Genomic DNA, 19273 nt, shown 5'->3' on the forward strand with positions numbered 1-19273 from the left:
CTCGGTCGTTCACTGCCGAGAGGAGGTCAACTGGAGTCCGTCCACCACCAGCAGGTCGGAGTGTGTGAGCGTGTGCACTAGGCGTCCTTTCGCGGCTTGCGGGTGAAGATCCAGTCGTCGTCCACCCCGGCGGCGACGTCTTCGGCCCGTGGGGCTCCCGAGTAGAGGGTCACCCGGAGCCAGTCGGTCGATTGCGGCATGTAGTTGTCCATCCCGTACATCGCCAGCTGGAAGCGCTGCAGATTCAGGGGCAGGAAGTTCCGGGCGAGCAGGTTGTCGTGGGCCTCCGCGTACGGGACGCCGGTGAGCGTCTGCACGCGGGCGACGGCGGATGTTCGACGAGAAACGCGGCGACCGTGGTCTCGTCGCGGGCGGACGCCAGATCGCGTTCCAGGGCGGTCACGGATCGGGCGACATCGATCGGATGCTCGACGTGCTCGCCCGGATCGACACCGCGGCGTCCCCGGCGCGGCTCCTCGTTGTTCTCGGACGAGAACCAGAAATGGGCCTGCTCGTCGGGATCGTCGAAGTCGAACCGCTGCACCCACGCGTAACGGTCCCGGAGGACGGCGCGGAGTTCGGCGCAGGTCTGCGCCGGTTCGACGGCCAGCCGCTGATCGCAGCACAGCAATTCCTCGACCTCGGTGTCGAGTTCCGGATGGACCTCGACGATCACGGAGTCCATCACTCCGCGGGCCTCCGCGCCGATCGACGCGGCCCGGTCGTGCAGCGCCCGCCAGGCGTGGTCGGTCGGCGTCCCGCCGACGGTCCCCGACCCGATGTACTCGGACAGCAGGTCCCGGAGCACGGCGAGTTGGGAGGCAAGCTCGCCGCAGGTGACAAAGGGCGCGGTCGACATGTCTGCTCGCTCGCCGAAGTAGAGCGTGGCACGGTCGAGCAGGTCACGGCCGCGGTGGATGCGCGGGCCGCCGGGTGCGGTCGTCTGCGCCAGCGCATGCGCGAGAGGCAGTTCGCGGGTGGCGCACCAGGCGTCGAGCACCTGCGGATGATTGACGACGTACGGCACCATGCCGAGACCGGTCGCATTGCCGAGCCCGAGGTAGCGTCGCCAGTCTCCGGACAGCCGCGCCGCCCGCGGGTTCCGGGCCCGGGCACAGTGCTCGACCAGGTCGTAGCTGAACTCACGCAGCAACCAGGCGGTCAGCATGTGTGCCCGGTACGGCTGTCGCAGGGGATGGTCGGCACCGAGCCGATCGAAATCTGCCAGCCCGAACTTCCCGTTGCTGTAGAACGCGGTGCTCCGCAGGATGTAGGCGGCGTCGCCCATCGTCTTTATGTCCGGTTGACCGCCCGCGGACAGGCGATCGGCGACGTAGTCGAAGAACCGTGCGCTGCGATTCGCCCGGGTCCAGATGAGGGTGCCGTCGTCCGCCCGGCCTTCTTCCTGACGCGGCACCTGCATTCGCAGTGCGCTCGAACGACTCTCGGTGAGCGGCCCCTCGATCAGGGCTGCGGTGACGTCCCAGGCCTTGGCGATGACGCGGTCAGTTCGGTCGCGCTCGGCGAGGGTCGTCGAGAACACGACGAATCTCACCTCCCGCGCGCCGATCCCGACGCGGTAGACGACCTCGCCGCGGCCGTCGGCGTCGACGTCCCACCGCTCGCGTTCGACCCGCCAGTTCTCGGCGGCCGCGGTTCTGAGGAAGGACCGGGCGAAGCTGTGCCGGGTGTAGCGGGCGGCTCCCATGTCGGCCGGGTCCAGACCTGTTCGGGTGACCGGGCGGATGTCTGCGTCCGCCGCAGCAGTTCGGTCGGTCTCATGCCTCGCTCCTCGGTGTTCCGGTGCGGGAGTAAGCGATCTTGCTCCAGGTGAAGAACTCGGCGCTCGTCGCCGCATTCTGCTCTCGGGGAGCGGGGAACGACGAATCCTTGAGTCCGCCGAAGGGAGCGTGCAGTTCGGACCCGGTGTTGGGTGCGTTGACCTTGATCAGGCCGGCGTCGAGGTCCCGGATGCAGCGGCGGACGGCCCGCTCGTCGCACGTGAAAACCGCGGCGGTGAGACCGAACGACGTCGCGTTCGCGAGGGCGATGGCCTCGTCGAGGTGGCGCGCACGCAGGACGAGGGTGACCGGACCGAACACCTCGTCCCGGCTGATGGTCAGCGCCGGCGTGCCGGCGAGCAGTGTCGGGGCCACGAAGGCCGCACCCGACTTGGGGAGTGGTGCAGACCCCAGCAGTTCCGCGCCCTCGGACAGCGCCTGGTCGATCGCGGCAGTCACTTCCTTTGCCGCGCGGGCGGAGACGAGCGGGCCGATCTGCGACTCCGGGGCAAGCCCGTCGCCGACGACCAATTGCTCGACCCGTGCGACGAGTTCGGGCACGAGGTCGTCATAAGCGTCGCCGACGGCGATGATCCTCCGCGTCGCCGTGCATTTCTGGCCACTGCTACCCATCGCCCCGGCGATCAGGACCGCCGCTGCTTCCCTAGGATCGACGTCGGGGAGCACGATTGCCGCGTTGTGCCCGCCGAGTTCCATCTGCACCTTCGCGCCGCGCGGCACCGCGGCGGCCTGGATCGACCTGCCCACCGGAACCGATCCGGTGAAGGTGACTCCCGAGATCTCCTCCCGCGCCACCAGTTCGGCGCCGATCGTCCCCGGGCCCAGGATCATGTTGAGGACACCCGCCGGAACACCCGCTGCGGCAAGGACTTCGGCGAAGACTGCCGCGACCGCGACCGTGTCGCTGGCGGGTTTCCAGACCACCGTGTTGCCCCACAGCAGCGCCGGCGCGAGCTTCCACGCCGGAATCTGCAGCGGGAAGTTCCACGGGGTGATCGCGGCGACCACGCCGAGCGGTCGGCGGACCGTGCGGATCACCTCCTCGGGATGCGAGGAGGGGAACGTGGCGCCGTCGGCGTTGCGCGCCTGCGCCGCGTGGTAGTGCAGGGTCTCGACGGTGGCTCCCACCTCGGCCCGCGATTCGGGGAGCGTCTTGCCCTGCTCCCGGGTCATGAGTTCCGCGACCGCGTCGGCACGCTCGGCGAGGATCTCGGCCGCCCGGCGGAGGACGAGTCCGCGTGCGATGATTCCGCGGTCGTCCCACTCGCGGCGTGCCGACACCGCGGCAGCCACCGCCGCGTCGAGGAGCCGGCTGTCGGCCGGATGGTATTCCGCGACGACCGTCTCGTCGGCCGGGTTCGTCGTCGCTGCGACCGGACCGTCGCCGTCCACCCACTCGCCGCCGATCAGGTGGCGGAGACGGGTGTCCGTGTCTGGTGCGGTGAGATGGTGCTCCACTGCTGACTCCTCGAAGGGCTGGTAATTCGGTGCCCTCAACGCTAGGCCCGGCGACCACCGTGCAGAAGTACCTATTGTCAACCGACTGATAAGTTGCAAGTATCAATCGGGTGGAACTGCGGCAGCTTCGATACTTCGTCACGGTGGCCGAGGAGATGAACTTCAGGCGCGCCGCGGAACGCCTGCACATCGCGCAGCCCGCGCTCAGTCAGCAGATCAGCAAGTTCGAGAAAGAACTGCGCACCACCCTGTTCGAGCGGACGACGCGACGCGTCGAGCTCACCGACGCGGGTCGGGTACTCCTGGACGAGGGCAGGCGTGTCCTCGCGGAAGCCGATCACGCGCTCGCCGCGGTGGAACAGGTCGCCCACGGGGAGGTGGGGCTGCTCCGCATCGGTTTCGTCAGTTCCGCGGCACTGCGGATCGTCCCCGCGACCATGCTGGCCCTGCAGAAGGAGTGGCCCGGAGTTCAGGTGGAACTGTCCGAGTCGACGACCGACCGCCAGCTGTCGGCGATCGCGGACGGCATCCTCGACATCGGGCTGGTCCGCGAAGTCGACCGCGCGGACGGCATCGTGGTCCGGCCGCTGACCCGCGAGCCTCTGCTGGTGGCGATGCACTCGTCGCACCCCTTCTCCGCCCGGGAGTCGGTGCGGCTCGTGGAATTGCGCGACGAACGGTTCCTCACGTTTCCGCGCGGCCAGGTGTCACGACTGTACGACCACATCGCCGCCCTGTGCCATCACGCGGGTTTCCGGCTGGAGGCCGCGCAGGAGGCCGTCCAGTTTCCCACCCTCCTCGGGTTGGTGGCGGCGAACACCGGCGTCACCATCGTTCCGGCCAGCCTCCGGGCCCTGCACCTCCCGGACCTGCGGTACGTCGCACTCTCCGACGCGCAGGCGGTGTCGACGGTGTCGGTCGCGTATCGCGCCGACCGGCAACAGATCCCGGCGATCCGGCACTTCCTCGACGTGGCGACCGCGCTGGACCTGTCCTAGCGTCCAGGGCTGTCGGGGGTCCGGGGTCGTCGGGGCGGCTACTCGACGTCGAAGTCGTTCGATGTCCCGGTGAACGAGGTGACCGCTCCCGCCGCGTTCCGGCTGTCGCCGTAGTGCTGCACTCGGTATCGGCCTGCGGGCGTTCCGGCCGGAACGTCCCACGTGATGCGCGCGACCGACCGGTGGGGCCCGGTGCGTGTCCAGTGGTACTTGGTCGACCAGTCGCCGTCGTCGGCGTGCCGGAGCCAGTGGTCTCCGCTCAGGCGCTGGATATCGAAGAACGTTCCCCCACGGCGCGGGTTGTTGCGCGGGTGTCCGGTGACGAACTCGACGGTGACCTGTTGGCCCGGAGCTGTTTTCGCGGCCGGCTGGGTGAGTGTGTCGCCGAAGGCGCGGCCGGCGGGTGGCTCGTCGTGGTCGACGCCGGGACCGAAATACGGCTGGAACTGCGACAGGTCGCGGGGCGCCGGGCCGCGCGGGACGTCGCTGCCGGAGTAGCCCATCATCCCGACGTCGGCGACCGGCCCGGTGGCGTCGGAAATGCCGACGCCGACCAGGAATTCGCCGGAGTCAGGGCCGCGCCCACGAGCACGCTGCGTCGTGTGATCTGCACTACCGGTCGTCCTTTCGGCGGCAACCCCACGTGAGCGACAAAGCGTGCCGGGGCACACTTTGCCACTCACCTGTGGGTCAGACGGGCTCTGCGTCCCCGAACGTCATCTTCAGTTCGGGAATCGACGACGTGAGGAGCGCCCGCTTCGGAAGTCCCAGCGACCGCAGTTCGTCGGCGATCGGATGGCTGCCCAGTTTCAGTTCCGCGCCTCCCGGCCGGGAGCGGACGCCGGTCGGGCTCATGTCCCAGGTGGTGAACCGGGTGAGTCCGTCGAGGTGCGAATAGGCGGCGAGCGACGTACTCGCGCCCGAACCCGGCACCGGAATGCCCTGTTTGACACTCAGCTGGGCGATCAGCCGGCCGCCCTGACTCACCGATCCGCGTTTGACGGAACCGGAATGGTCGACGTCGAAATGGGCGAGGACCTTCGGGAAGCCCCAAATGCCGCGGCCGGCGGCCAGGGTGAAGTCACCGTCGACCGGCAGGTGGTGGATCAGCGCCCCGGCCCGGCCCCGGGCCAGCGCCTTCAAATCCTGCGGGACCGAGGTCCCGGCGGCCCGGTGGTCGCGGACGAGGAACGACACCCCGAATTCGTTGTACGGGCCGAGGTCGCCGTCCACGTAGTCGACGAACACCAGCACGCACACACCGCGCCCGGGCCGGAACTGCAGGATCTCCAATCCGGTGTACTCGATCAGCGACTGGGCCGCGGCGGTCGGCACCGAATACATCGCCGTGAACGCCGACGCCGCCCGGATCTCCACGGGCATGTCGACCTGCCTGCCCAGAACCTGATGCGACGTCACGGCGCGACCACCCCGCGCAGACCGTCGGCGCCGAACATGGGCTCGAACATCGACCCGAAGTCGGGGCCGCGCCGCAGCATCTGCCCGCCGTCGACGTTGATGATCTGACCCGTGATCCAGGTGGAGTAGGGGCCGAGGAGGAACTTGGCGAGCGCGGCGATGTCGGTGACCTCGCCGACCCGCGAGATCGGGGTGTTGGCCAGGTAGTCGTCCAGGACGGGTCCGCCGTCGGTGATGAGCGCGACGAGGTCGGTGCGGGTGAGTCCGGGGCGGATGCAGTTGACGCGGACGTTGCTGGCCCCGAGTTCGTCGGCGGCGAGTCGCGTCAGGTTGTCGACGCCCGCCTTCGACGGGCCGTACGCGCCGAACCAGCGGTGGGTGTTGCTGCTCGCGATCGAGGAGATGGTGACGATGGAACCGCCGCCCCCGGCGACCAGTGCCCGGGCGGAATGCTTGATCGTCAGCATCGTGCCGGTGACATTGAGATCGACGGTTCTGCGCCAGGCGTCGACGTCGAGTTGGGTCACGGGCCCCACCGTCTCGTTGCCGCCCGCGCAGGTGACGACGCCGTCGAGTTGCCCGGTGCGCTCGCACGCCTTCGTGACCGCGCGGACGACGTCGTCCTCGTTCGTGACGTCGGCGGTCACCGCGTCGACCGTCCCCGTCGGGTTGTCGGCGCTGATCTGCTCCGCCGCGCGTGCCAGCTTCTCCTCGTTCCGACCGCAGATCGTGACGTGGACGCCCTCGGCGGCCAGTGCGGTGGCGATGCCCAGTCCGATGCCACTGCCGCCGCCGGTGACGAGCACGGACGTCTTCGCGAGCCCGCTGCTGCCGTCGTTGGTAACCACGCACACCTCCAGGTAATAGAACTCGTGTCAATTCTCGAGCCGTGGATCTGTGAAAACTGCCGCTATACCTCCGCGTCATAGTAGGAACACGTTCTATTATCGGGGCACGAACGGCGGGATTCAATGCGGAGGAGCGTCTCGATGACGGACAGGCCGGAATTCGATCTCATCGACGGACGGTTCTACTCGGGCGAACTCGGCGACCCCCGGCAGGCATACGCCTGGATGCGCGCCCACGAACCGGTGTACCGGGCAGGCGGCATTCTCGGCGCCGCGTCGTACGAGGCCGTCCTGGCCGCCGAACGCGATCCGGAGTTGTTCTCGAACGCGGGCGGAATCCGGCCCGGGGTGGGCCCGCTGCCCCAGATGATCGATATGGACGACCCCCAGCACCTGCAGCATCGCCGACTCGTCAATGCCGGCTTCACCCGCAAACAGGTGGAGGCGAAGGTCGGCCGGATCCGCGAGATCTGCGACCACCTTATCGACGCCGCGTGCGACAAGGAGGAAGTGGACTTCGTGCGCGATCTGGCGGCGCCGCTGCCCATGGCCGTCGTCGGCGACATGCTCGGCGTGCGCCCCCAGGAACGCGACCTGTTCCTGCAGTGGTCCGACGACCTGATGAATGCGCTCGGCAGCAACGCCACCCCGGAAGGACTGCAGGCACAGGCCAACGCCTACCTCGCGTTCAACGAATTCACGCTCCGCACCATCGAGGAACGGCGGCAGAACCCGACGGACGACCTCACCAGCATCCTCGTGCACAGCGAGATCGGCGGGCACCGGCTGAGCGACGCGGACATCGTCGGCGAAACCCTGCTGATCCTCATCGGCGGCGACGAGACCACCCGGCACGTCCTGAGCGGCGGCATGGAACAACTGCTGCGCCACCCCGAACAGCAGGCGCGTCTCGTGAACGACCCCGACGGCATCCCGACGGCGGTCGAGGAGATGCTGCGCTGGTCGTCGCCGATCAAGAACATGTGCCGCACCGTCACCCGCGACGTCGACTTCTTCGGAACCGCCCTCCGCGAGGGCGAGAAGATGATGCTGCTGTTCGAATCCGCCAACTTCGACGAGGCGGTATTCCACAACCCCGACGTGTTCGACATCGGACGGTCCCCGAACCCGCACGTCGCATTCGGCTTCGGCACCCACTTTTGCCTCGGCAACCAACTCGCCCGGCTCGAAGCGAAGATCATGTTCGAGCAACTGCTGTCGCGGCTACCCGACATGATGCTCGTCGACGACACCCCGCTGCGGCGTCGTCCTGCCAACTTCGTGTCCGGGCTCGAGGAGATGCCGGTCAAGCTGTAGGCGCTTCGCGCCCGTGAGTGGTTGAGGAGTCTCTGGACTCGCTAACCGCGCACGGGCGCGAAGCGCCTATTCCGGGGCGTCGATGTTCAACTCGTCTGGGTGCGCGCCGACGCGGGCGCCGTCGTCCATCGTCTCGATCTCGCTGAGGTCCTGCTCGCTGAGTTCGAAATCGAACACGTCGATGTTCTCGCGGATCCGCGACTCGTGGACCGACTTGGGGATGACGATCAGCCCGCTCTGCAGATGCCAGCGGATCAGCACCTGGGCGGGGCTCTTACTGTGGCGGTCGCCGATACGGGTGATGATCGGATCGGTGAGCAGGATGTTCGGCTTCGAGTCGTCGCCCCAGCCCGAGTTGCTGGTGCCGCCGAGCGGGCTCCACGATTCGACGGCGATGCCGTGCTCGACGGCGTACGTCCGGATCTCCTGCTGAGCCAGATGCGGGTGCAACTCCACCTGGTCGACCGCGGGAACGACGCCGCCCCGGTCGATGAGCAACTGCAGGTGGCGCGGTTCGAAATTGCACACACCGATCGCCTTCGCGCGACCGGACTCGGCGATCTTCTCCAGCGCATCCCACGTGCGGAGGATGCGGTCGTCGTCCTGCAGCGGCCAATGGACCAGGTACAGGTCGACGTAGTCGACGCCGAGGCGTCCGAGGCTGGCTTCGAACGCCTTCAGCGCCGGCTCGTAGCCCTGGTCCGAGTTCCACAACTTGGTGGTGAGGAAGATGTCCTCGCGGGCGACGCCTGAGTTCGCGATGCCGCGGCCGACTCCCTCCTCGTTGCCGTACGCGGCGGCCGTGTCGATGTGCCGGTAGCCCGCCTCGTCCAGGGCGAATCCGACGGCGTGTTCGGTCTCGTCGTTGTCGGCCTGCCAGACCCCCAAGCCGAGCTGGGGGACGATGGTTCCGGAATTCAGCACGATGCTGGGTACTCGAGGACTCATGCTGTCCAGGCTATCGACTGCGATGGGGTCGTGAGGGGTACATGCGCCGCCTGGCATCATGCGGAGGTGACCCGAATTCGGCTATTGGCGACGGACCTCGACGGCACCCTGCTGCGATCGGACCGCACGATCTCCCCGCGCACCGCGCAGGCGATGGAGGATGCGCGACGGTCGGGGGTCGAAGTGGTGTGGGCGACGGCCCGTGCCCGGCATTCGGTGCACGAACTCGCGCAGTCGTGCGGATTCCGCGGCAAGGCGATCTGCGCGAACGGTGCTGTCGTCCTCGACCTGGCCGACGGGACCCCGGTGATCACGGCGACGACGACCATCGCGATGGCGTCGGCCGCCGCGGCAATGGACCGGGTGCGGACGCTGATGCCCGGTGTGGTGTTCGCGAACATCGGCCCGACGCGCTTCGTCGCCGAACCGGCGTACGCGGCACTGTGCGAGTTCGCCGACCACCACCGGCATCCGCACGAGATGATGCTGTCGGAACTGCTGCCCGATATCGACGAGCCGATGGTGAAGATCGTCGCCCGGCACCCCGAGGTTCCCAGCGCGGACCTGTACCGCGCGGCGGTGGCCGCCGGCGTCGACGGCGTCGAACTGACGCACTCCGGTGCGCCGTACGTCGAGATGGCGGCGTCCGGTGTGTCCAAGGCGAGTGCGCTCGCCGAACTGTGCGCCGTCGACGGGATCTCGACGGACGAGGTCGCCGTCGCCGGGGACGCCATCAACGACGTCCCGATGCTGACATGGGCGGGCACGGCGCTGTGCCCGTCCAACGCGCTGCCCGAAGTTCTCGCCCTCGCCGACCACGTCCTGCCCAGCAACGACGAGGACGGGGTCGCCAGCTACCTGGAGGGGCTGCGCCCGTGAGTGGTTAACGAGTGCAGAGACTCGTCAACCACGCACGGGTGGCGGAGCCGCCTAGAGTCCGGCGGCGGTAGCGAGCTCGGCGAGGTAGTCGCGCGGCTGCCCGAAGAGCTGTGCGCTCCCGTGCGCGCGTTTGAAGTACAACTGCGCGTCGTGCTCCCAGGTGATGGCGATGCCGCCGTGCAGCTGGATGGCCTCGGCCGCGACGTTCTGAAGGGCCTCCGAGCAGTACACCTTCGCGACGACGGCATCGCCGTGCGTCCCCGACAGCGCCGCCGCGTACGACATCGACCGGGCCGTCTCGACGAGCGCGTACATGTCGGCCATGCGGTGTTTCAGTGCCTGGAAGGATCCGATGGCGCGCCCGAACTGCTTGCGCGACTTCGCATATTCGACCGTCAGTTCCAGCGCCGCGGACGCCGCGCCGACCTGTTCCGCCGACAGCGCGACCAGCGCGACGGTGCGCAACTGGTCGACGAGGTCGGTGGGGGAGACGAGCCTACGCGCCGCGACGCCGTCGAACACGACCTCCGACAGCGCGCGCGTCGGGTCCATCGCCGGCACCCGACGCCGGGTGACGCCGTCCGCCGCCGGGTCGACCTCGAACATGCCTTCGGATGTGAGGACCAGCAGCACGTCCGCTACGTCACCGCCGAGGACGTACGACGCCGTGCCCGACAGCGTCTCGCCCGACGCGGTGACCCCGAAACCAGACCAGCCGTCCGTACCCGCCCAGCACAGCGCGGCCACCGAACCCGCCGCGATGCCGGGGAGCAGCCGGGCGCACGCGTCGTCGTCCCCCGACAACACCAGCGCCTGCGCGGCCAGCACGGCGCTGCCGAGCATCGGCGACGGCGTCAGCGTGCGGCCCAGTTCTTCTTGCACCACATGAACTTCCAGCATCGACGCCCCGACGCCGTCGTACTTCTCCGGGACGGCGAGGGCGGCGACACCGATCTGCTCGCACAATCTGGACCACAGGGTGTCGTCGTAGCCGTGCCCGGTGGTGATCGCCCGGCGGACGGCGGCGGAGTCGGAGTGCTTGCCGAGCAGGTCCCGGACCGACGACCGGAGCGCGGCGCGTTCCTCGTTGTCGAAACTCATGATGCCTCCACCAGCGAGTCGACGACACGACCGCGGTGGAACGCCGGCGTGCCCCAGGCGGTGACCAGTGCCCGGACCTTGGTGAGCCACAGCGACAGATCGTGCTCCTGGGTGTAGCCGATGGCGCCGTGTACCTGCAGCGCCGCCCGCGCGGCCCGGTACGCGGCATCCCCGCACGCCACCTTCGCCGCCGAGACGTCCCGGGAACTGTCGACGGACCCGTCCCGCACGGCCAGCGCCGCACCGTGCAGAAGCGGCCGCGACATCTCCAGCCCGACAGCCACTTCCGCCAGGTGATGCTTGATGGCCTGGAACTGTCCGATCGGCTTGCCGAACTGCTTGCGCTGCTTGGCGTAGTCGGTGGTGACGTCGAGCAGGGTCTGGCCGAGTCCCTGCAGTTGCGCCGCGGTCGCGAGTGCGCCGAGGTCGAATGCCTGCCCGAAGTCCACGCCACCGAGGGTCTCGCCGGCGGTCAGCGGGAACAACCGTCGCGACTGGTCCACCGAGTTCTGCACCGCCCCGGCCTGTCCGAGGTTCAGCGTCGTGCCGTCGACGAGCAGGACCAGATCGGCCGAGTCCGCGTCCACCGCGAACGGTACATGCGGCGCCGCGGCAACCGTGGCGAGCAAACCGGAAGCCAACGCCGACAACCGGTCCGGGTCCGCCTGCGCGAGCAGCGCCGGCGCGACAGCAACGGTCTCGGCCACCGGGCCGGGAACGGCGTGGCGTCCGAGTTGTTCGACGGCCACCACGAGGTCGACGGCGTCGGCGCCGAGACCGTCGTGTTCCTCGGACACCAGCAATCCGTTCACGCCCGTCTCGGCGAGGCGCTGCCACACCTTCAGACCCGGGCCTGTGTCGCCGGTGTTCCACGACCGGATCACCGCCGGCATGTCGGCCTTCGACAGCAGTGCGTCGATGCTGGACGCGAAGTCCTGATGGGAGGAGTCGAGTGTGAATCTCATCGATCCGCCTTCGGTAGGCCGAGCAGGCGCTCGGCGATCACGTTCTTCTGAATCTCGTTGGTGCCGGCGTAGATCGGGCCGGACAGGGAGAACAGGTAGCCGTCCGTCCAGTTGTCGGCGAGCTCCGCCGAGGCGCCCTGCAGCTCGAGCGCAGTCTCGTGCGTGGTGATGTCCCACTCCGACCAGAACACCTTGTTGATCGACGACTCGGCCCCGAGTTGGCCGCCGTCCGCGAGCCGGGTGACGGTGCCGAACGTGTTCAGCTGGTACGCGCGGGCACCGATCCAGGCGTCGGCGACCCGGTCGCGCAGCGCGGTGTCGTCGGTGCGTCCGGAGGTCTCGAACAGCGCGACCAGCCGGTCCACCGTGGCAAGGAACCGTCCCGGGCTGCGCAGCGACAGTCCGCGCTCGTTGGACGCGGTGCTCATCGCGACCCGCCAGCCCTCGTTCACACCGCCGATCACTCCTGACTCGCCGGGGTTCGCGGGGTCGTCCGGAACGAAGACGTCCTCGAGGAAGATTTCCGCGAACCCGGGTTCGCCGTCCAGCTGATCGATCGGGCGGACGGTGACACCCTGCGACCGCAGGTCGAACATGAAGTACGTGATGCCCTTGTGCCGCTGGGCGTCCGGGTCGGACCGGAACAGCCCGAAACCCCAGTCCGCGAAACTCGCGCGCGAACTCCACGTCTTCTGCCCGTTCAGCACCCAGCCGCCGTCGACGCGGCGGGCCGTGGAACGGAGCGACGCGAGATCACTGCCCGACTCCGGTTCCGACCAGGCCTGCGCCCAGATGTCGTCGGCGCGGGCCATCCGCGGCATGATGCGCGCCAGCTGTTCGGCGTTCGCGTGCTCGAACAGCGTCGGGGCGAGCAGGAAGATGCCGTTCTGGCTGACGCGTCCGGGTGCACCGGAGCGGTAGTACTCCTCCTCGAACACCACCCATTCCAGCAGCGACGCGTCGCGTCCGCCCAGTTCCTCCGGCCACGACACCACGGACAGCCGGGCGTCGGCGAGAGTGCGTTCCCACGCGCGGTGCGCCTCGAAACCCTCCGCGGTGTCCATCGACGGTAGCGGCTCGGCGGGAACGTTGTCGCGCAGAAAGGTTCGCACCTCCTCGCGGAAGGCGACGGTGGCGTCGTCGAACTCGAGATCCACTTACTTGGCTCCTTCGTTCGAGTTGCGGGCGCTGGCGGCCATCGACTTGGCGTCCATGCCGCCGAGCGGATCGGTGTCGATCTCCGCGTTGTGCGCATGCGCGAAGTGGTGGAGGCCGAAGACGGAGTCCATGCCGTTCCGCATGCCCATCTGGTCTTCGCACTGGTTGACGGCCTTCTTGGTGAGCGCGAGACCGAACCGGGGCATCGCGGCGATGCGGCCGGCGATCGCCAGGGTCTCCGTCTCGAGGTCCTCGCGCGGCACGACGCGGTTGACCATGCCCACCTCGTACGCGCGCTGCGCGGTGAACCGGTCGCCGGTGAAGAGGATTTCCTTCGCAAACCGCGGTCCGAGCATCCACGGGTGCGCGAAGTACTCGACTCCGGGGATGCCCATACGTACGACCGGATCGGAGAAGAAGGCGTCGTCCGACGCGACGATCAGGTCGCACACCCACGCCAGCATCAGACCGCCGGCGATGCAGGCGCCCTGGATCATCGCGACAGTCGGCTTCGGGATCTCGCGCCAGCGACGGCACATCCCGAGATACACCTCCATCTCGCGGGCGTAGCGCTGGTCGCCGCCGGGCTTGTCGACGTGGTCCCACCACATCACGGCCTTGTTGTCGTAATGGACGTGATGGTCGCGGCCCGGGGTGCCGATGTCGTGCCCGGCGCTGAAGTGCTTGCCGTTGCCTGCGAGGACGATCACCTTCACGTCGTCGTCCTCGACGGCCCGCTCGAACGCGGCGTCGAGCGCGTACGTCATCACCGAGTTCTGGGCGTTGCGGTAATCGGGGCGGTTGAGCGTCACGAATGCGACACCGTCGCGCACGTCGTAGGTGACGACGTCACCCTCGTCCGGAACCGTCATTTCTTCTCCTCACGCAGAACGTTTTTCATGACCTTCCCGGAGGGGTTCCGGGGGAGGGAGTCGACGAAGCGCACCGAGCGGGGCACCTTGAAGTTGGCGAGGCGCTCCTTGCAGAACGCGATCACGTCGGCCTCGGCGAGCGCGGTACCCGCCTTCGCCACGACGAACGCGCGCCCGACCTCGCCCATCCGCTGGTCGGAAACACCGATGACGGCAGACTCCGCGACACCGTCGAGCCTGGCAAGGGCGTTCTCCACCTCAGCGGGATACACGTTGAACCCGCCGGAGATGTACATGTCCTTGAGACGGTCGGTGATGTCGACGTATCCGCGGTCGTCGAGGGTGCCGACATCGCCGGTGTGCAGCCAGCCGTCCGCGTCGATGGTCTTGGCGGTGGCCTCCGGGTCGTCGAGGTAACCGAGCATCACGTTCTCGCCGCGCACCAGGATCTCGCCGTGATCGCCGATCCGGACCTCCATCCCGGGGATCGCGCGACCGGACGTGGTCGAGACGGTCACCGGGTCGTCGTCGGTCCGGCACATCGTGACCACCACGGCCTCGGTCTGGCCGTAGGCGGTGAGGACGGCGTCGAAGCTGAGTTCCGACTGCATGCGTTCCACCAGGGCGACGGGCACCGCGGCCGCGCCCGTGATCGCGACCCGCAGGCTGGACAGGTCGTACTTCGGGCGGTCGGGGTGGTCGAGGATCGACTGGAAGATCGTGGGGGCGCCGGGCAGCACCGTGATCTGCTCGTCGTGCACGGTCGCCATCACCTTGGGGACGTCGAACACGGCCATCGGCACGACGGTGACCCCGTTCAGCAGGCACACCAGGAACCCGGCCTTGTAGCCGAAGGTGTGGAAGAACGGGTTGATGATGAGGTAGTTGTCGTCCGACGTCACCTCCGCGCACTCACCCCACGCCCGGGCGATGCCCACCGACTGCCGGTGCGCGCTCATCACCCCCTTGCTCCGGCCCGTGGTGCCCGACGTGAACATGACATCGGAGACGTCGTCGGGGGAGACGGCGGCCGCGCGGACGTCGGCCTCGGCGCGGGTGTCCTCGTCGGCGAGGGCGAGGAAGTCGTCGAAGTCGACGACACCCGGGGTCGGGGCGTCGCCGCCGTCGACGGGCACGCGGACGACCGTCGGCAGGTCGAGGGTGCTCGACTCGTCGCGCAGCGACGCGTACCGGTCGGTGCCGAGGAAGTTGCCCGCGACGACGAGTGCGGTCGTCTTGGTGCGCTCGAGGATGTCGAGGGTCTCCGGTGCGGTGTACCGGGTGTTGATCGGGACGAGCGTCGCGCCGGCGTAGTGGATGCCGAGCGCGGCGACCACCCAGTGATACGTGTTGGGCGACCACACCGCGACGTGGTCGCCGGGCCGCACGTCCTGCGAGCAGAGTGCGGCGGCGAAATCGCGGACACGGTCGTGCAGTTGTGTGAAGGTCAGACGGACGTCGCCGTCGGACACCGCCGGAAGCTCGCCGTATGCACGCGCGGCGTGGATGACGGCGGACGGGATGGTTCTCGGATGTTCGGTCACTGGGCTCCCTACCTACCTAGCAAGTGCTTGGTAGGTTATCTTACAGACGTGGACCAGAGCGAGAGCCCGGACGGGCTGATCACCGACGACGACTTCGCCGAGAGCGTCAGAACGTGGCTGAAAAACAATCTGACCGGCGACTTCGCCCGGCTGAAGGGCAAGGGCGGCCCCGGTAGCGAGCACGAGTTCTTCGAGGAACGGCTCGCCTGGGACCGGCACCTGGCGGCCGCCGGATGGACGTGCCTCGGCTGGCCGAAGGAATACGGCGGGCGCGGAGCGACGCTGGCTCAGCAGGTCGTGTTCCACGAGGAATACGCGAAGGCAGGGGCACCGGCACGCGTCAGTCACGTCGGCGAGGAATTGCTCGGACCGACGCTCATCGCGTTCGGCACCGAGGAGCAGAAACGACGCTTCCTGCCGGGGATCAACACCGTCACCGAACTGTGGGCGCAGGGCTACTCCGAGCCCGGTGCCGGCTCCGACCTCGCCAACGTCGCGACCACCGCACGACTCGACGGCGACAAGTGGGTGATCAACGGCCAGAAGGTGTGGACGTCGCTCGCGCACGTCGCGCAGTGGGCGTTCGTGCTGTGCCGCACGGAACCCGGGTCGAAGCGGCACCAGGGGCTGAGCTTCCTGCTCGTGCCTCTGGACCAGCCCGGCGTCACCGTCCGGCCCATCCAGCAACTCACCGGCACGTCCGAGTTCAACGAGGTGTTCTTCGACGACGCCGTCACCGACGCCGATCTGGTGGTCGGGGAACCCGGCGACGGCTGGCGGGTCGCGATGGGGCTGCTCACCTTCGAACGCGGCGTGTCCACGCTCGGGCAGCAGATCGGATTCGCCCGCGAACTGCAGGGCGTCGTCGACCTCGCGAAAACCACCGGCGCAGCGTCCGACCCGAACATTCGCGAGAAGATCGCCCGCGCCTGGGTGGGGCTGCGCGTGATGCGCGCCCACGCCCTGCGGACCCTCGAGGCCGTCGACGCCGGAACGTCCGGGCCCGAGGCGTCCGTCGCGAAACTGCTGTGGGCCAACTGGCACCGCGACCTCGGACAGCTGGCGATGGAGGTGCAGGGTGCGTCGTCGCTCCTCGCCCCCGTCGACCCGACGTCCGACATCACCGATCCCGAACATCTCGAACTCGGCGAATGGCAGCGGCTGTTCCTGTTCACCCGAGCCGACACCATCTATGGCGGATCCAACGAGATCCAGCGCAACATCATCTCCGAGCGCGTGCTCGGACTCCCCCGAGAGGCACGACCGTGACAAAACCCGCACCGCTCGCCACCGCACCCGTCGAGACGCCGGGCCACGACCTGCTGAAAGGAAAGAAGGTCGTCGTCACCGCCGCCGCGGGCACCGGCATCGGCTACGCGTCCGCGCATCGTGCCCTGCTCGAGGGCGCCGACGTCCTGGTGTCGGACTGGCACGAACGCCGCCTCACCGAGACGAAGGAGAAACTGGCCGCCGAATTTCCCGGGCAGGTAGTCGAGGCGCTGACGTGCGACGTGTCGAGCACCGAACAGGTGGACGCCCTGATTTCCGGGGCGGCCGACGCCCTCGGCCGGATCGACGTCCTCGTCAACAACGCCGGACTCGGCGGTGAGACGCCGCTCGTCGACATGACCGACGAGGAGTGGGACCGCGTCCTCGACATCACCCTGAACGGCACGTTCCGCGCCACCCGCGCGGCGCTGCGCTACTTCAAGGGCGTCGAGCACAACGGAGTGCTCGTCAACAACGCGTCCGTCCTCGGCTGGCGCGCGCAGCACTCGCAGGCCCACTACGCGGCGGCGAAGGCCGGCGTCATGGCCCTCACTCGGTGCAGCGCGATCGAGGCCGCCGAATACGGGGTCCGGATCAACGCCGTCGCACCGTCCATCGCGCGGCACGCCTTCCTCGCCAAGGTCACCAGCGAGGAACTCCTCGACAAACTGGCATCCGACGAGGCCTTCGGCCGCGCCGCTGAGGTGTGGGAAATCGCCGCCACCATCGCCATGCTGGCCAGCGACTACACCACCTACCTCACCGGCGAGGTCGTGTCGATCTCGTCGCAGAGGGCGTAGCCGCCCCGTGCGCCTTTTTGGTAGCTCCGACAACCAGAAAGGCGCACGGGGCCGGAGGCCCTAGCAAGCGCTTGGTTGATAGGATGTGACGATGACTCCACCCCCCGACGACACGACCGGCAAGACCGGACGCAGGGCCGAACTCCTCGACATCGCGGCCACCCTCTTCGCCGAACGCGGCCTGCGGGCCACCACCGTGCGCGACATCGCCGACGCCGCAGGCATCCTGTCGGGCAGCCTGTACCACCACTTCGACTCCAAGGAGTCGATGGTCGACGAAATCCTACGGGGCTTCCTCGACGACCTGTTCGGCAAGTACCGCGAGATCGTCGCATCCGGACTCGACAGTCGCGCGACCCTCGAAGCGCTGGTCACCACGTCCTACGAGGCGATCGACGCGTCGCATTCGGCGGTCGCGATCTACCAGGACGAGGTGAAGCATCTCGTCGCCAACGAGCGCTTCACGTACCTGTCCGAACTGAACACCGAATTCCGCGACCTATGGATGGGTGTGCTCGAGGCGGGGGTGAAGGACGGCAGCTTCCGGGCCGACATCGACGTCGAACTCGCCTTCCGTTTCCTCCGCGACACCGCCTGGGTCGCCGTCCGCTGGTACCGGCCCGGCGGTTCCGTCACGGTCGACACCGTGGCCAAGCAATACCTCTCGATCGTCCTGGACGGACTCGCGAGTCCCCAACACTGACTAGGAGTTTCACATGACCGAGGCCTACATCGTCGACGCCGTTCGCACCCCGATCGGCAAGAAGAACGGTGGCCTGTCCGGCGTGCATCCCGCCGACCTGGGTGCGCACGTCATCAAGGCCGTCGTCGAGCGCACGGGCATCGACCCGGCCGGTGTCGACGACGTCGTCTTCGGTTGTGTCGACGCGATCGGCGGACAGGCAGGCAACATCGCCCGCACCGCGTGGCTCGCCGCCGGCTACCCGGAAGAGGTCCCGGGGGTCACGGTCGACCGGCAGTGCGGGTCGAGCCAGCAGGCCGTCCACTTCGGTGCGCAGGCGATCCTCAGCGGCACCGCCGACCTGATCGTCGCGGGCGGTGTGCAGAACATGAGCCAGATCCCGATCGCGTCGGCGATGGTGGTCGGGCAGCAGTACGGATTCGACACCCCGTTCGGCGGATCGACGGGCTGGGCCGAACGCTACGGCGACCAGGAGGTGTCGCAGTTCCACGGCGCCGAACTGATCGCGGACAAGTGGGACATCAGCCGCGAGGCACTCGAACGCTGGGCGCTGCAGAGCCACGAGCGGGCGCGGACCGCCATCGCCGAGGGTCGCTTCGACCGCGAGATCGTGCCGGTGGGCGACTTCACCACGGACGAGGGTCCGCGCGAGACCAGCCTCGAGAAGATGGCCGCCCTGAAGACCCTCACCGACGGCGGACGTCTCACGGCTGCGGTCGCGAGCCAGATCTCCGACGGTGCGAGCGCGGTGCTGCTGGCCTCACCGGAAGCGGTCGAGCGTTACGGCCTGACGCCCCGCGCCCGCATCCACCACCTCAGCGCCCGCGGCGCCGACCCGATCTTCATGCTCAGCGCGCCGATCCCCGCGACCCGCTACGCGCTGGAGAAGACCGGCCTGAGCATCGACGACATCGACCTGGTCGAGATCAACGAGGCCTTCGCGCCGGTGGTCCTCGCGTGGCTCGCGGAGATCGGCGCCGACCCGGCGAAGGTCAACGTCAACGGCGGCGCGATCGCCCTCGGCCACCCACTCGGCGCGACCGGCACCAAGCTGATGGCGACGCTCCTCAACGAACTCGAACGCACCGGCGGCCGCTACGGTCTGCAGACCATCTGCGAAGGCGGCGGCACCGCGAACGTCACCATCATCGAACGCCTGTGAGTACTTCTTAACCGCCGGGGGGCTGTTGCA

Annotated in this window: 18 protein-coding genes and 1 pseudogene; 7 read left to right on the forward strand and 12 right to left on the reverse strand. The window is 68.5% G+C overall.

From position 1 onward, the window contains the following. Positions 1–77: 77 nt before the first annotated feature. The 3 genes from JWS14_RS50165 to JWS14_RS25245 form a co-directional block, all read right to left on the reverse strand. Positions 78–317, reverse strand: coding sequence for a hypothetical protein (locus JWS14_RS50165; protein WP_241031463.1), 240 nt, complete (start codon positions 315–317; stop codon positions 78–80). Further along, on the reverse strand, positions 245–1708 hold the full coding sequence (locus tag JWS14_RS25240; protein ID WP_241031464.1) for a hypothetical protein: 1464 nt from the start codon (positions 1706–1708) through the stop codon (positions 245–247). Before JWS14_RS25240 ends, JWS14_RS50165 begins: the two co-directional genes overlap by 73 nt. Positions 1709–1778: 70 nt before the next feature. Further along, positions 1779–3260 (reverse strand): aldehyde dehydrogenase family protein, encoded by a 1482-nt coding sequence (locus JWS14_RS25245; RefSeq protein ID WP_206014673.1) that lies wholly within the window; start codon positions 3258–3260, stop codon positions 1779–1781. 110 nt (positions 3261–3370) lie between these two features. On the opposite strand from JWS14_RS25245, the gene JWS14_RS25250 reads away from it, so the two are divergent. Beyond that, positions 3371–4258 carry a LysR family transcriptional regulator gene (locus JWS14_RS25250; protein ID WP_206014674.1) on the forward strand — a complete coding sequence of 296 codons (888 nt, stop codon included), beginning with the start codon at positions 3371–3373 and terminating at the stop codon, positions 4256–4258. A gap of 38 nt (positions 4259–4296) precedes the next feature. Here the strand turns inward: JWS14_RS25250 and JWS14_RS25255 are convergent. From JWS14_RS25255 to JWS14_RS25265, 3 genes and pseudogenes are all read right to left on the reverse strand, one after another. Beyond that, positions 4297–4752: pseudogene (locus JWS14_RS25255) on the reverse strand (neutral/alkaline non-lysosomal ceramidase C-terminal domain-containing protein); the annotation flags it as partial. 196 nt (positions 4753–4948) lie between these two features. Then, positions 4949–5677, reverse strand: a complete 729-nt coding sequence (locus JWS14_RS25260; RefSeq protein ID WP_206014675.1) for an acetoacetate decarboxylase family protein — start codon at positions 5675–5677, stop codon at positions 4949–4951. Further along, entirely contained in the window at positions 5674–6525 is an 852-nt protein-coding gene (locus JWS14_RS25265) for an SDR family oxidoreductase (protein ID WP_206014676.1), read from the reverse strand. The genes JWS14_RS25260 and JWS14_RS25265 overlap by 4 nt, the downstream gene beginning before the upstream one ends. A 141-nt stretch (positions 6526–6666) precedes the next feature. Here JWS14_RS25265 and JWS14_RS25270 point away from each other — a divergent pair, with 141 nt between their 5' ends. After that, positions 6667–7842 carry a cytochrome P450 gene (locus tag JWS14_RS25270; protein WP_206014677.1) on the forward strand — a complete coding sequence of 392 codons (1176 nt, stop codon included), beginning with the start codon at positions 6667–6669 and terminating at the stop codon, positions 7840–7842. Positions 7843–7908: 66 nt separating this feature from the next. Here JWS14_RS25270 and JWS14_RS25275 read toward each other — a convergent pair whose 3' ends face one another. Continuing rightward, on the reverse strand, positions 7909–8790 hold the full coding sequence (locus JWS14_RS25275) for an aldo/keto reductase (protein ID WP_206014678.1): 882 nt from the start codon (positions 8788–8790) through the stop codon (positions 7909–7911). Between the two features lie 66 nt (positions 8791–8856). On the opposite strand from JWS14_RS25275, the gene JWS14_RS25280 reads away from it, so the two are divergent. Then, positions 8857–9669, forward strand: coding sequence for an HAD family hydrolase (locus JWS14_RS25280; protein ID WP_072939011.1), 813 nt, complete (start codon positions 8857–8859; stop codon positions 9667–9669). Positions 9670–9720: 51 nt separating this feature from the next. Here JWS14_RS25280 and JWS14_RS25285 read toward each other — a convergent pair whose 3' ends face one another. Genes JWS14_RS25285 through fadD3 form a run of 5 tightly spaced genes read right to left on the reverse strand, consistent with a single transcriptional unit; the run spans position 9721 to position 15309 of the window. Then, positions 9721–10770, reverse strand: coding sequence for an acyl-CoA dehydrogenase family protein (locus JWS14_RS25285; protein ID WP_206014679.1), 1050 nt, complete (start codon positions 10768–10770; stop codon positions 9721–9723). Beyond that, positions 10767–11735, reverse strand: coding sequence for an acyl-CoA dehydrogenase family protein (locus JWS14_RS25290; protein WP_206014680.1), 969 nt, complete (start codon positions 11733–11735; stop codon positions 10767–10769). The genes JWS14_RS25285 and JWS14_RS25290 overlap by 4 nt, the downstream gene beginning before the upstream one ends. Further along, positions 11732–12892 carry an acyl-CoA dehydrogenase family protein gene (locus JWS14_RS25295; RefSeq protein ID WP_072939003.1) on the reverse strand — a complete coding sequence of 387 codons (1161 nt, stop codon included), beginning with the start codon at positions 12890–12892 and terminating at the stop codon, positions 11732–11734. The genes JWS14_RS25290 and JWS14_RS25295 overlap by 4 nt, the downstream gene beginning before the upstream one ends. Next, the gene (locus tag JWS14_RS25300) at positions 12893–13765 is read right to left on the reverse strand and encodes an enoyl-CoA hydratase (protein WP_206014681.1); all 873 of its coding nucleotides are present in this window, start codon (positions 13763–13765) and stop codon (positions 12893–12895) included. After that, positions 13762–15309: a 3-[(3aS,4S,7aS)-7a-methyl-1,5-dioxo-octahydro-1H-inden-4-yl]propanoyl:CoA ligase gene (fadD3, locus tag JWS14_RS25305; RefSeq protein WP_206014682.1), complete on the reverse strand. Its 1548-nt coding sequence runs from the start codon at positions 15307–15309 to the stop codon at positions 13762–13764. The genes JWS14_RS25300 and fadD3 overlap by 4 nt, the downstream gene beginning before the upstream one ends. Positions 15310–15357: 48 nt before the next feature. Here fadD3 and JWS14_RS25310 point away from each other — a divergent pair, with 48 nt between their 5' ends. From JWS14_RS25310 to JWS14_RS25325, 4 genes are all read left to right on the forward strand, one after another. Continuing rightward, a complete protein-coding gene (locus JWS14_RS25310; RefSeq protein ID WP_095863169.1) occupies positions 15358–16578 on the forward strand; it encodes an acyl-CoA dehydrogenase family protein in 1221 nt (406 codons plus the stop codon). Then, positions 16575–17378, forward strand: a complete 804-nt coding sequence (locus JWS14_RS25315) for an SDR family oxidoreductase (RefSeq protein ID WP_206014683.1) — start codon at positions 16575–16577, stop codon at positions 17376–17378. The genes JWS14_RS25310 and JWS14_RS25315 overlap by 4 nt, the downstream gene beginning before the upstream one ends. Positions 17379–17469: 91 nt before the next feature. Next, positions 17470–18081, forward strand: coding sequence for a TetR/AcrR family transcriptional regulator (locus JWS14_RS25320; RefSeq protein WP_206014684.1), 612 nt, complete (start codon positions 17470–17472; stop codon positions 18079–18081). A gap of 13 nt (positions 18082–18094) precedes the next feature. Further along, the gene (locus tag JWS14_RS25325) at positions 18095–19243 is read left to right on the forward strand and encodes an acetyl-CoA C-acetyltransferase (RefSeq protein ID WP_072938991.1); all 1149 of its coding nucleotides are present in this window, start codon (positions 18095–18097) and stop codon (positions 19241–19243) included. Positions 19244–19273: the final 30 nt, after the last annotated feature.

It is taken from the genome of Rhodococcus koreensis (assembly GCF_017068375.1).
Classification (GTDB): domain Bacteria; phylum Actinomycetota; class Actinomycetes; order Mycobacteriales; family Mycobacteriaceae; genus Rhodococcus_F; species Rhodococcus_F koreensis.

Bases quoted from the DNA above. Each gene is read 5' to 3' on its own strand.
- JWS14_RS25240 (WP_241031464.1), bottom strand. From the start codon at position 1,708: ATGGGAGCCGCCCGCTACACCCGGCACAGCTTCGCCCGGTCCTTCCTC.
- JWS14_RS25270 (WP_206014677.1), top strand. From the start codon at position 6,667: ATGACGGACAGGCCGGAATTCGATCTCATCGACGGACGGTTCTACTCG.
- JWS14_RS25275 (WP_206014678.1), bottom strand. From the start codon at position 8,790: ATGAGTCCTCGAGTACCCAGCATCGTGCTGAATTCCGGAACCATCGTC.
- JWS14_RS25285 (WP_206014679.1), bottom strand. From the start codon at position 10,770: ATGAGTTTCGACAACGAGGAACGCGCCGCGCTCCGGTCGTCGGTCCGG.
- JWS14_RS25290 (WP_206014680.1), bottom strand. From the start codon at position 11,735: ATGAGATTCACACTCGACTCCTCCCATCAGGACTTCGCGTCCAGCATC.
- JWS14_RS25300 (WP_206014681.1), bottom strand. From the start codon at position 13,765: ATGACGGTTCCGGACGAGGGTGACGTCGTCACCTACGACGTGCGCGAC.
- JWS14_RS25320 (WP_206014684.1), top strand. From the start codon at position 17,470: ATGACTCCACCCCCCGACGACACGACCGGCAAGACCGGACGCAGGGCC.
- JWS14_RS25325 (WP_072938991.1), top strand. From the start codon at position 18,095: ATGACCGAGGCCTACATCGTCGACGCCGTTCGCACCCCGATCGGCAAG.